13 protein-coding genes and 1 pseudogene are annotated in these 11,662 nt (G+C 65.0%); 10 read left to right on the top strand and 4 right to left on the bottom strand.

The genetic code is table 11. The features are described 5' to 3' along the window. The 3 genes and pseudogenes from EOA24_RS43005 to EOA24_RS13655 form a co-directional block, all read left to right on the top strand. A pseudogene (locus tag EOA24_RS43005) lies at positions 1-149 on the top strand (MBL fold metallo-hydrolase); the annotation flags it as partial. A 35-nt stretch (positions 150-184) separates the two neighbouring features. After that, positions 185-646: a tetratricopeptide repeat protein gene (locus tag EOA24_RS13660; protein ID WP_126078280.1), complete on the top strand. Its 462-nt coding sequence runs from the start codon at positions 185-187 to the stop codon at positions 644-646. A 233-nt stretch (positions 647-879) separates the two neighbouring features. Continuing rightward, positions 880-1,362: a DoxX family protein gene (locus tag EOA24_RS13655; RefSeq protein WP_126078279.1), complete on the top strand. Its 483-nt coding sequence runs from the start codon at positions 880-882 to the stop codon at positions 1,360-1,362. A gap of 16 nt (positions 1,363-1,378) precedes the next feature. Here EOA24_RS13655 and EOA24_RS13650 read toward each other — a convergent pair whose 3' ends face one another. Further along, on the bottom strand, positions 1,379-2,161 hold the full coding sequence (locus EOA24_RS13650; RefSeq protein ID WP_126078278.1) for a glucose 1-dehydrogenase: 783 nt from the start codon (positions 2,159-2,161) through the stop codon (positions 1,379-1,381). Further along, positions 2,148-3,179, bottom strand: a complete 1,032-nt coding sequence (locus EOA24_RS13645; RefSeq protein ID WP_126083459.1) for an L-idonate 5-dehydrogenase — start codon at positions 3,177-3,179, stop codon at positions 2,148-2,150. The genes EOA24_RS13650 and EOA24_RS13645 overlap by 14 nt, the downstream gene beginning before the upstream one ends. A 153-nt stretch (positions 3,180-3,332) precedes the next feature. Here EOA24_RS13645 and EOA24_RS13640 point away from each other — a divergent pair, with 153 nt between their 5' ends. Then, complete coding sequence (locus EOA24_RS13640; RefSeq protein WP_126078277.1) at positions 3,333-4,064, top strand: FadR/GntR family transcriptional regulator; 732 nt, start codon at positions 3,333-3,335, stop codon at positions 4,062-4,064. A gap of 318 nt (positions 4,065-4,382) precedes the next feature. Beyond that, positions 4,383-4,727, top strand: a complete 345-nt coding sequence (locus EOA24_RS13630; RefSeq protein ID WP_126078276.1) for a hypothetical protein — start codon at positions 4,383-4,385, stop codon at positions 4,725-4,727. Positions 4,728-4,795: 68 nt separating this feature from the next. On the opposite strand, the gene EOA24_RS13625 is transcribed toward EOA24_RS13630, so the two are convergent. Next, positions 4,796-5,086: a muconolactone Delta-isomerase family protein gene (locus EOA24_RS13625; protein WP_126078275.1), complete on the bottom strand. Its 291-nt coding sequence runs from the start codon at positions 5,084-5,086 to the stop codon at positions 4,796-4,798. 118 nt (positions 5,087-5,204) lie between these two features. On the opposite strand from EOA24_RS13625, the gene EOA24_RS13620 reads away from it, so the two are divergent. After that, a complete protein-coding gene (locus EOA24_RS13620; protein ID WP_189343190.1) occupies positions 5,205-6,089 on the top strand; it encodes a LysR substrate-binding domain-containing protein in 885 nt (294 codons plus the stop codon). 70 nt (positions 6,090-6,159) lie between these two features. Here EOA24_RS13620 and EOA24_RS13615 read toward each other — a convergent pair whose 3' ends face one another. Beyond that, entirely contained in the window at positions 6,160-6,771 is a 612-nt protein-coding gene (locus EOA24_RS13615; protein ID WP_126078274.1) for a TIGR00730 family Rossman fold protein, read from the bottom strand. 119 nt (positions 6,772-6,890) lie between these two features. Between EOA24_RS13615 and EOA24_RS13610 the strand changes: the two genes are divergently transcribed. The 4 genes from EOA24_RS13610 to EOA24_RS13595 all read left to right on the top strand — a co-directional run bounded on the left by EOA24_RS13610 (position 6,891) and on the right by EOA24_RS13595 (position 11,463). After that, positions 6,891-8,336: a LysM peptidoglycan-binding domain-containing protein gene (locus tag EOA24_RS13610; protein ID WP_126078273.1), complete on the top strand. Its 1,446-nt coding sequence runs from the start codon at positions 6,891-6,893 to the stop codon at positions 8,334-8,336. Positions 8,337-8,645: 309 nt separating this feature from the next. Next, positions 8,646-8,981: a metalloregulator ArsR/SmtB family transcription factor gene (locus EOA24_RS13605; RefSeq protein ID WP_126078272.1), complete on the top strand. Its 336-nt coding sequence runs from the start codon at positions 8,646-8,648 to the stop codon at positions 8,979-8,981. Beyond that, entirely contained in the window at positions 8,981-10,864 is a 1,884-nt protein-coding gene (locus EOA24_RS13600; protein ID WP_126078271.1) for an ABC transporter ATP-binding protein/permease, read from the top strand. The genes EOA24_RS13605 and EOA24_RS13600 overlap by 1 nt, the downstream gene beginning before the upstream one ends. A gap of 257 nt (positions 10,865-11,121) precedes the next feature. Further along, positions 11,122-11,463: an antibiotic biosynthesis monooxygenase gene (locus EOA24_RS13595; protein WP_126078270.1), complete on the top strand. Its 342-nt coding sequence runs from the start codon at positions 11,122-11,124 to the stop codon at positions 11,461-11,463. The last annotated feature ends 199 nt before the right edge of the window (positions 11,464-11,662 follow it).

Below are 11,662 nucleotides of genomic sequence, written 5' to 3'. Positions count from 1 at the left end.
GTCCGACGGCGATCACCACGCGGCACCGGATCATTGACCAGGTGATCGCCGACAATGTCCGCATCTGCGGCTCGCACTTCCCGTTCCCCGGCACAGGCAGCTTCGTCAAGGACGGCAATGCCTACGCCTTCACCCCGACCCAGATCTGATCTCACTCGGATCGTGAACAGAAAGCGACACTCCAATGAAACACTTAACTTTCGCGGCGCTCGGCGCCATTGCGGTCTTGACCGCGGCCCCGATCGCCATCGCCGTTCCAGCCTATGCCGTGGACGACATCGAAGGCGCCGATGCGCCCGACCTGACGGCGGTGAAGGCCAAGATCGACGCCAAGGACTATAAGGGCGCGCTGGCCGATCTGCGCGACCTGGCGCAGGACACCCAGCAGGCCGACGTCTACAACCTGCTCGGCTTCACGCTGCGCAAGACCGGCGACTATCAGACCTCGCTGACCTACTACACCAAGGCGCTGGAGCTTAAGCCCGACCACAAGGCCGCGCATGAATATCTGGGCGAGCTCTATGTCGAGACCGGCGACATGGCCAAGGCCAACGAGCAGCTCGCCTCACTGGAGAAGCTGTGCCCGTCGGGCTGCGAGGAGCTTTCCGACCTCAAGCAGGCGATCGACACGAAGGTGACGAAGTAGTTCAGCCCGTTCCTCGCCCCACGAAGTGGGGAGAGGTGGCCGCGAAGCGGCCGGAGAGGGGACCTTGCGCTGCCCTCTCCCTTCAGTGCCAACTTTTTTGGGCGCCACCGCGGTAGCCCCCGAAAACCGGAGCCGGCGTTCCTCTCCCTCGCGCCGGCTCCGACCTTTCAACCTCGAGCGCGCGTCCACCCGGGCGCGTGGCGGCTACCTGCGTCCAAGAATTGGAGCCAACGATGACACCGACCGAACTTGCCGAAAAACTGCACGCCAGGGATGTCGTCCTGCTGGCCGGCCGGCTGTTTCTGTCCCTGATCTTCGTGCATGAGGGACTGCAACTGGCGACGCATTTCGAGGGCGCTCAGAAGGCGATGGCCGCGCTTGGCGTCGGCACGCCGCTGCTCATTGCCACCATCGCGCTGCAACTCGGCGCCGGCCTGTCGGTGGCGCTCGGCATCCTGGCGCGGCTGGGTGCGATCGGGCTCGGCCTGTTCTGCCTGATGACGGCAAGCCTCTTCCACACCAATTTCGCCAGCCAGAACGAACTGCTCCATTTCGAGAAGGATCTCGCCATCGCCGGCGGCATGTTCATCCTGGCGCTCAGCGGGGCGGGCAGGCTGTCGGTGGACAGGGTGTTGACCGGGTTCGCGAAGGACACCAAGATCGATCCGCCCATCGAGCGGCATCTGTCGGTGGGGGAGACAAGGCTACCGGTTTGAGTGTTGCCTATGAGGCTCACAACACACTGGTGATCCCGCCATCCACCAGCAGCGTCTGACCAGTGACGAAACTCGCGGCATCCGATGCCAGGAACACCGCCGCGCCAGCCAGTTCCTCGACATCACCCCAGCGCCGCATCGGCGTGCGGCCGGTGAGCCAGGTCGAGAATTTCTCGTCGGCGACTAAAGCCGCGTTGAGCTCTGTCTTGAAATAGCCGGGCGCGATGGCGTTGACGCGCACGCCGTGCTGGCCCCATTCGCCGGCCATCGACTTGGTCAGCATGGTGATCGCTCCCTTGCTCGCCGCGTAAGGCGCGATCGAGGGGCGAGCGAGCGCGCTCTGCACCGAGGAGACATTGATGATGACGCCCTTGCGGCGCTGGATCATGCCCTTCACCGCGGCGCGGCTCACCTTGAACACGCCGTCGAGATTGGTCGCCATCAGCGCGTCCCAGTCGGCATCGGAGAAAGTCTCCAGCGGCGCGCGGCGCTGGATGCCGGCATTGTTGACCAGGATGTCGATCGGCCCGGTGTCGGCTTCCGAAGCTGCGATTGCCGCATCGACCGATTGGGTGTCGGTGACGTCGATTAATGACTCCGCGATCGTGTGGCCTTCGGCACGCAGCCTGTCGGCGGCAGCCTTCAGCTCCTCCATCTTGCGGCCGCCGAGCGTGACGCGCGCGCCGGCCGCGGCCAGTGCCCCCGCGAAGGCGAGGCCCAGCCCGCGGCTGGCGCCGGTGACGAAGGCATGCCTGCCCTCGAGGCCGAAAAGACGGCCGAGATAATCAGTCGAACGCAATTTGCACCTTCATCGATTGCGATTTGTCGCTGGCCAGCTCGAAGGCCTTTCGCGCCTCGGCGAGTGGCAGCGTGTTGCTGAGCAGCGGCGCGACGTCGATCCGGCCCGAGCCGATCAGGTCGACCGCCAGGGCGAATTCCGTGTCGAAGCGGAAGCTGCCCTTCACCTGGATTTCCTTGGTGACGATGACCGACATGGAAAGCTCCGCCGTCGCGCCCTGGCCGACGGCCACCAGCGTCCCGCGCGGCTTGATGACAGGCAAGGCGCTGGCGACCGTCCCGCCCTGGCCGGCGGCCTCGAAGACGACGTCGAAATACCCCTTGTTGGCGGCGTAGCCGTCCATCGCCTCGGCATGTGTGGCGACATTGATCGTGCGGTCGGCGCCGATCTTGGCGGCGTATTGCAGCGGTCTGTCCTGCACATCGGTGACGACGACTTCGCGCGCGCCGGCAAAGCGCGCGGCGAGCACCAGCAGCGTGCCGATCGGTCCAGCGCCCATGATCAGCACGCGGCTGCCATAGACCGGCGCCTGGGCGACGGCATGCAGCGTCACGGCAAGAGGCTCCGCGAACGCGCCGGCGGTAGGGTCGGAGCCCGTCGCCAGCGGCACGGCGTTTTTGGCGCGGCAGACGAGATGTTCGGCAAAGCCGCCCTGCACATGCGGCATGCGCATCGCCGACCCCAGGAAGCGCATGTCGAGGCAATGGATCGGTTGCCCGGCCCGGCAGAAGGCGCAGACGCCGCAACGGTTGGCGGGATTGACGGCGACCGCCGTCCCCACCGCCGGCCCGGAAACGCCGGCGCCCAGCGCCTCGACGCGGCCGGCGATCTCGTGGCCGAGGATCATCGGCTCCTTCATGCGCACAGTGCCGAAACCGCCATGGCGGAAATAATGCAGGTCGGAGCCGCAAATGCCGCCGCGCGCAATGCGCACCAGTACCTCGCCTGGGCCGGGCCCTGGCGTTGTGCGCTCCTCGACGTCGAGGTCGAGCGGCCGGCGCAGCACCACCGCGCGCATCGAGGATGTTGGCGACAAACCGGCTCTCCGCTGCTTCCCCCAACAGCTAACAGGAAAGTCGCGATGCCTTCAACTGCATTTATCTGACAAATCAGATGATAATGGACAGGTTCGGCTTGCTAAGATAACACCGACGCTTGCTAGCAGAACCAAATGGGCCGGGACAAAATGGCAGGCAACCAGACGGCGTCGGTGACGGACGAGATAACCAACAATCTCGGCCGCGAGATTCTCCGAGGGCTGTTTCCGCCCGGCGCGACCCTGATTGGCGAGGAGGAGATCTGCGCCCGCTTCGGCGCCAGCCGAAGTGCGGCGCGCGAAGCGGTGAAGATCCTGTGGGCCAAAGGCCTGCTGGTCACCCGCCCGCGACGTGGCTCGCGCATCCGCCCGCTGAAGGACTGGAATTTCTTGGACCCCGCGGTGCTGGGCTGGCTGCGCGCCAGCGCGACACCGCGCCACTTCATCATCGAGCTTCTGGAAGTGCGCCTGGGCTTCGAATGCGAGGCGGCGGCAATTGCCGCGAGCCGCAACAACCCGGACGAGATCGCTGCCATCCGCGAGGCCTTCGAGGCGATGCGCGCGGCCTCCTCCGGCCAGGGCGATCCGGTCTTGTCGGACGCCGCCTTCCATGAAGCGGTGCTTGCCGCCACCGGGAACCGCTTCTTCCTGCCGCTCTCGGCGCTGATCCACACGGCGCTGCAGTACAGCGTGCCGACCACCAACGCGCTGTTCGGTCATCCGGTGGGCGATCTCGACGCGCATGGCAAGGTGCTGAAGGCGATCGAGTCCGGCGACTCCACAAGAGCCCGCAAGGCCATGCACGACATGCTGAGCGAGGTGCTCGCCCGCGTGCGCACGGCCGCTGAACTCACTGGTGCCGGCTGAATCGTTCAGACCGGAATTTGCCTGTCGTCCCGGTCTGCTGTGTGTCGGCGGCAATGGGCACGCCAGAATGGCGCTCGGCAAGCTGGAGACGATTTCTTCGTTGCGGCGAGACCATCACCGGCGTCGTCTTGCTTGGCGGGGTTTTCAGCCCAGGGACGATGGCCGAACTCACGCCCGCATCGGTTGCGTTGCCGATAAGGAACGCAGGTCTCGGCCATGCCGCACCCCGGTCTACGGTTCGAAGACGGGGCACGCCGTTGCGCGCAGTTAAGGTCAGACTGGTACATTACGCCGCGTTCGGTCGGGGAATAATGGCCCATGAGCCAGCGCGCGTTCATCACTCTGCTCGTCCTCCTGGCGGTGCTGGTCGCGCTGTCGGCGACGTCCTTTCCAGGCGCGATGATCGGCTTCCTGTTCGGCATCGCCATTGCCTTGTTCGTCGCCGGACCGGCGATGCTGATCGGCAAGGTGCTCGAGAATAACGGCATTCCGATATCCGGCGGGCGGTCTTGTGGATGCTGGCCGGGTTTTATGCGCTGCTTACTCTCTTCGCGGCATTCCAGACCTGGCGCCGGCTTCAGCGTCAGGAGACCGGCCAGGCGCGATCCGCGGGGCTGCGGCTGGCGCTGCTCGTCGCGCTTCTCGCGATGGCATGGCTTTTAGTGAACGCGATGCAGGAAGCCTGGCCGTGAGGCCGCCAATATGCGGCAACCTCACGAATAAGGCTCGATTCAGCGCTTCGGCCCAAAGCCAGGATAGGGGTTGAGCGGCACGATCGCCGTGATGTCCATCATGCCGGCCTCGATCAGCGGCAGCGTGGCGAGATGGCCGCGCACTTCCTTCTCGTCGGCTGCCTCGAACATCATGCCGCTGCCGGGAATGTCGCCACGGTTCCAGATCTGGCGCACCGCGCCTTGCACGTAAAGCGCCTTTCGCCGCTCGGACTCCGGCGGCAGCAGCGGCGCGAAATCGGCGTCGCTGAATTTTTGGGTGTTGCGGCTGAGCAGGGCAAAGAACTGCATGGCGATCTCCTTCGTGGCTGGGGTGACGAGGGAGATATCGCGCCGGCTGTCCAGACTGTCCAAGACTGATTAGGATAAAGTTCAGACCTTTGAGGACTTGGAATTGAGAGGCCAAAGAATGCTCGACCTGCGCCAGATCAGATATTTCGTCGCCGTCGCAGAGGCCGGCAATGTCGGCCGCGCCGCCGAGCAATTGCACATTTCGCAATCGCCCTTGAGCCGGCAGATCATCCAGCTCGAGGAGCAGCTCGGCGTCGCCTTGTTCGAGCGGGCGAGGCGGCGCGTCCACCTCAACGCCGAGGGCAGGGCCTTCCTTGCCGAGGCCCGCGCCTTGCTTGCCGATGCGGCGCGGCTGGAAGAGCTCGGCCGCAACCTCGCCAGCGGCGCCACAGGCAGCCTCGCCATCGGTTATGTCGAAGGCGCGGTGCATGCCGGGCTGGTCGCCGCCATGCTGCGGGACTTCCGCCGCGCGCGGCCGGACTTCCGTCTGCAATTGCGCAGCAGTCGCTCGGCCGCGCAGTTCGAGGATTTACGGCAGCGCGCGCTCGATCTCGGTTTCGTCTACTCGCCCGCGCCGGAGGCCGATCCCGATCTTGAAAGCGTCTTGGTGCGGCGCGAGCCGCTGGTGCTTGCAATGCCACAGGGCGATCCGCTGGTCGATGCTGCCGACATCCAACCGGGCCAGCTCGACGGCCGCGTCTGGATCACCGTCGTGCGCCAGCCCGGCGACACCAACCGCGCGCAGTTCCTGGCGGCCTGCGCCGAATCCGGTTTCATGCCCGACATCGCTTACGAGACGAACGATCCGTTGACGTCGCTCGGCCTGGTCAGCGCCGGTCTCGGCCTCGCCACGGTCCAGGAAAGCTTGCGCAGCGCGGCACCTCCGGGCGTGATCTTCCGCGACCTGCCCTGGTTCAAGCGCAGCGTGTCGATCCATCTGGCATGGCGCAGGAATGATCGGCGGACGGTGATTGGGGATTTGAGGAAGGCAGTAGGGCAGTAGGGCAGTAGGGCAGTAGGGGGCATTTTCCGCAGCCTTACATACTGCCTTACTCCCCTACTGCCTTATTGCCTTACATCTTATCTATCACCGACTGTACGCCTTCCGTCGGCGCGTCGACGGACGAGCCTGCCACCATGATAGCGGCGACTATCGCTTCCGGGTCGTTGACCACCAGCGGCTTCACGCGATGCGCGGTGTGTATGAAGCCTTCCTCCGACATGTGCTCGATCAGCGACAGCATCGGATCCCAGAACCCCTTGACGTTGGCGAAGACGATCGGCTTGCGATGATGGCCGAGCTGCGCCCAGGTCATGATCTCGACGATCTCCTCCACCGTGCCGATGCCGCCCGGCAGCGCCACAAAGGCGTCGGATTTTTCGAACATGCTGTGCTTGCGCTCGTGCATATTGTCGGTGATCAGCAATTCGTCGAGCTTGTCGAGCGCGGTTTCGGTCGCTTCCCTGTTGATCAGGAAGCGCGGGATGATGCCGGTGACCTTGCCGCCGGCCCTGAGCGCGCCATCGGCGACGGCGCCCATGATGCCCTTGGTGCCGCCGCCATAGATGAGGCGCAACCCGGATTTGGCAAGCGAGCGGCCAAGCGTGTGGCCGGCCTTGATATAGGCCTCGTCGCGGCCCGGAGACGAGCCGCAATAGACGCAGACGGATCGAATCGTGTTCATGACGATGATTGGTGATGGGGACGGTTGGCCGGGTCAAGCCCGCGGACGGGCTTTTTCTTGTGAGCTTGGAGAAAACACGCTAGACCGGCGTTAGGTGGCTAAGGGGGCAGTATAAAATTATGGCTATCAATCCTTCTAAGGCGTTCTTGTTCGCGGCGGGCGGCGTGGCCGTCGTGGCGGCGGTCGCCTACGGGTCGGGCGCGCTCGATCCCTACATCAACCAGAAACCAGCGCAGGTCGCGGCGCTGCCGCAGACCGGCGCGAAACCGGCTGAATCCTCGAGCACGACCACCGAGGCGCGCGTGCCTCAAGCTCCTGCAAACACAATGGCCCCGGCCAACACGATGGCGCCGGCCAACAAGAACGCAACGGCGCCGGCCGCCGCGGCCGGTTCGACGCTGCCGACCTTCGATGTCGTGCGCGTCGAAAGCAACGGCTCGATCGTCGTCGCCGGCAGCGCCGCGCCCAACGCCAAGGTCGAGATCCTGAGTGGCGGCACGGTGCTCGGCTCGACCGATTCCGGCCCCGACGGCGCCTTCGCCATCGTGCTCGACGATCCGCTGAAGCCGGGCGACTATACGATCACGCTGCGCCAGACGGTTGGCGGCACTGCCGTCGCCTCGGCCCAGACCGCCGTCGTTTCGGTGCCGCAGAGCCCGACCGGGCAGGTTCTGGCGATGGTCGAGGAACCGGGCAAGGCCTCGCAACTGATCACCGTGCCCGAGGCCGAGACCAAGCCGGCGGCGCCGGCCGACTCCGACCAGGCGGCACCGGCAGCCCAGGCTCCGGCAACGACGGCTCCCGCAACGACCGCTCCGGCTGCATCCGATACGGCCTCGGCGTCGGCGGAGCCCAAGATCGCCGTCGAAGCGGTCGAGATCGACGGCAGCAAGATCTTCGTCGCCGGCACGGCCGATCCCGGCCGCAAGGTGCGCGCCTATGCCGACGCCATCCTGCTTGGCGATGCGCGGACCTCCGCCGACGGGCATTTCCTGATCGAAGCGACCCGCGACATCCCGGTCGGCAACTACACCATCCATGTCGATGGCCTGGACAGCGACGGCGTCAAGGTCGTCGCCCGTGCCGCCGTGCCGTTCGAGCGCGAGCCCGGCGAGTCGATCGCAGCCGTCGCTCCAAATGAGACGAAGACCGGCGAGGCCAAGCCGGCCGAGACCAAACTCGCCCAGGTCCAGGGCGCCGGATCCCAGGCCGCGGAAGCCAAGCCGGCGGCAACGGCCGAAGCGGCCAAGCCCGCCGAGGTTCCGGCCAAGGTTTCCGAGGCGACGCCTTCGGCCGACGTGGCCGAGACGGTCGCGCCGAAGCTCGAACATGCCGACAGCGCCGTCATCATCCGCCGCAACGACACGCTCTGGCGCATCTCGCGCCGCGTCTACGGCCATGGCACGCGCTTCTCGACCATCTATCTCGCCAACAAGGACCAGATCCGCGATCCCGACCGCATCTGGCCCGGCCAGGTGTTCAAGGTGCCGTCCAAGTCGAAGGAGGGCGAGGACGCCGACATGAAGGCCATGGGCGAGCAGATGACAGCGCCGAAGACGGAGTAGCGACTTCGTCATCCTAGGGCGGAGCAAGGGCGAAGCGACGCGCGCAGACCCTAGGATCCATGCCGTGACAGTCGCCGAAGTGTGCTGCGGTGAAGAAAGAAATGGCGCTGTTTAGTGCCATCGGCCAGGACAGGTGAAAATTCTCGAACGCCGGGATGTTCTGAGGTAACGGCATGGATCCTAGGGTCTGCGCGCCGCTGCGCGGCGCTCCGCCCTAGGATGACGAACGCGAATGGCGGGCGCCTCACCTCAATCTACCCATCCGCCTAGCTTGCCCTCTCATCCTCCATCGTCTATCGGCGATGGACGATGACCGTATCCCCCGAAAGCCGTTGCGCTGACAGCCGCGCCATCGCGCTGCGCCTGGCGGCGCTCTCGCATCGGGCGCGCATCGAGATCCTGAAACGCCTCTCGGCCAGCTCCTGCTGCTCGTGCCGTGAGGTGGTCGACCATCTCGACCTCGCCCAATCGACCGTTTCGCAGCACCTGAAGGTCCTGGTCGAGGCGGGGCTCGTCCGCTTCGAGACTGACCGCCAGCGCTCGCGCTACGCGGTCGACCACACCGCGCTTGCGGGCGTCTCCGCCTCGCTCAACCAACTCGTTGCTTCCTGCTGCCCCGGCAGTTTACCCAAAAGGCAAGACTAGTGGCCGAAAAGACCGTATCCGCCGAAGCCGGCACCCTCACCACATTGCGCAACCTCTGGCCCTATATGTGGCCGGCCGAGCGCGCCGATCTCAGAGCCCGTGTCACCTGGGCGACGCTGCTTCTGGTCGTCGCCAAGCTCACTTTGGTCGCCGGCCCGTATTTCTTCAAATGGGCGACGGATGCGCTGGCCCATGCCTCCAAGACCCCGCCGCCGCTGCCGGCCTTCCTGCTCGCGCCCGTGGCGCTGGTGATCGCCTACAACGTGCTGCGCCTGGTCCAGCTCGGCTTCAACCAGTTGCGCGACGCGCTGTTTGCCCGCGTCGGCCAATATGCGGTGCGCCAGCTCGCCTACCGCACCTTCGTCCACATGCACGAGCTGTCGCTGCGCTTCCATCTGGAGCGCCGCACCGGCGGCCTGTCGCGCATCATCGAGCGCGGCACCAAGGGCATCGAGACGATCGTGCGCTTCATCATGCTGAACACGGCGCCGACAATCCTCGAATTCGCTCTGACGGCCGGCATCTTCGCCTTCACCTATGGCTGGAAATATGTCGCCGTGGTCGCCGTCACCGTCTGGCTCTATGTCTGGTTCACGGTCAAGGCCAGCGACTGGCGCATCTCGATCCGCCGCGACATGAACGACAGCGATACCGACGCCAACACCAAGGCGATCGACTCGCTCTTGAACTTCGAGACGGTCAAATATTTCACCAATGAGCGCATGGAGGCCGAGCGCTTCGACCGCTCCATGGCGCGCTACGAGATCGCCGCGACCAAGACCTGGACCTCGCTCGGCTGGCTGAATTTCGGCCAGGGCCTCATCTTCGGCCTGGGCACCGTCATCGTCATGTGCATGTCGGCGCTGGAAGTGCAGGCCGGCACGCAGAGCGTCGGCGACTTCGTCTTCATCAACGCCATGCTGATCCAGCTTTCGGTGCCGCTCAATTTCATCGGCTTCATCTATCGCGAAATCCGGCAAGGCCTGACCGACATCGAGCACATGTTCGACCTGCTCGACGTGCCCCAGGAGATCGTCGACAAGCCGGACGCCAAGCCGCTCAAGGTCGGCCCGGGCAAGGTCGAGTTCCGCGACGTTCATTTCTCCTATGATCCGAACCGCAAGATCCTGAAAGGCGTCTCCTTCGAGGTCCCGGCCGGTAAGACGGTGGCGATCGTCGGCCCTTCGGGCGCCGGCAAGTCGACCATTTCCAGGCTTCTGTTCCGCTTCTACGACGTGCAGGGTGGCCAGGTGCTGATAGACGGCAAGGACATCCGCGACGTCACTCAGGAGAGCCTGCGCGCCGTGCTCGGCATGGTGCCGCAGGACACGGTGCTCTTCAACGACACCATCGCCTACAACATCCGCTATGGCCGCGTCGGCGCCAGCGAGGAGGAGGTGCGCAAGGCCGCCGAGCTTGCCCAGATCGGCCCGTTCATCGACAAGCTGCCCGAAGGCTACAAGTCGATGGTCGGCGAGCGCGGCCTAAAGCTGTCGGGCGGCGAAAAGCAGCGCGTGGCGATCGCCCGCACCATCCTGAAGGCGCCGCCGATCCTGATGCTCGACGAGGCGACCTCGGCGCTGGATACCCAGACCGAGCAGGAAATCCAGGCGGCGCTCGATCTCGTCAGCAAGGGCCGCACCACCATCGTCATCGCCCACCGCCTGTCGACGGTGATCTCGGCCGACGAGATCATCGTGCTCAAGGACGGCCAGATCGCCGAGCGCGGCACGCACACGGCGCTGCTGGCCAAGCACGGCCTCTACGCCTCGATGTGGGACCGCCAGCGCGAGGCAACCGAAGCCGAAGAGCGCCTGCGCATCGCGCGGGAAAGCGACGAGCTTGGGGTGATTGTGCGCAGGAGAACGGCGGAGGTGAGCTAGGAGCCGGCTTCCCCTTCTCCCCTTGTGGGAGAAGGTGGATCGGCGCGCAGCGCCGAGACGGTTGAGGGGTGTTCCAGGGAACGCCAACGCCTCATTCCCCTGGAGCACCCCTCATCCGGCCGCTTCGCGGCCACCTTCTCCCACAAGGGGAGAAGGAGAAGTTGGCGCTAAATCCCCCTTGACCTCAACCTATCTTGAGCTTGCAAACCGTCTCCGAGCCACCTGCCGGCAACCTTCCAAATCGGAGACAGATCGAAATGAGCACCAACAATCACCGCACCGGCAGCGTGTTCCGGGTCGACAAATTCGTCGTGCCGGCCGAGGCGCGCGACGAAATCCTGAGCAGGGTCTTCATGACGCATGAACTGCTGCGCCGGCAGGAGGGCTTCGTGCAGGATTTCCTGCTCGAACAATTCTCCGGCCCGGGCGAGTTCAACATCGTCACCATGGTCGAGTGGGAAAGCCAGGCGGCAATCGACAAGGTGGTGCCGATCGTCAAGGCCGCCCACGAACGTATCGCCTTCAGCGCGCAGGAAACCATCGCGCGGCTCGGCGTCAAGGCCGACATCGCCAACTATCGGCGCGTGCCGGAGGTGTAAGGGTTATCCTAGCGCAGCGGCGCCCAGCCGATGGGCGTCGCTCATCGCTATTCAATAGATCAGCCAAGGGCTTTTATCTTCGGCGGCTACTGATATTGTCTCGACAGAAATAGTCATCCCATTTACTTTAAAATACGGAAAATTTCGATGTTCGGGTTCTTCTCGCGCAAATCCAAAGGAGCCTCCGAGAAGAAATCGC

The sequence above is a fragment of the Mesorhizobium sp. M2A.F.Ca.ET.039.01.1.1 genome (assembly GCF_003998035.1).
Lineage (GTDB): Bacteria > Pseudomonadota > Alphaproteobacteria > Rhizobiales > Rhizobiaceae > Mesorhizobium.
The sequence above is the reverse complement of the archived record's forward strand: the minus strand, read 5'-3'. Positions and strand labels throughout refer to the sequence as shown.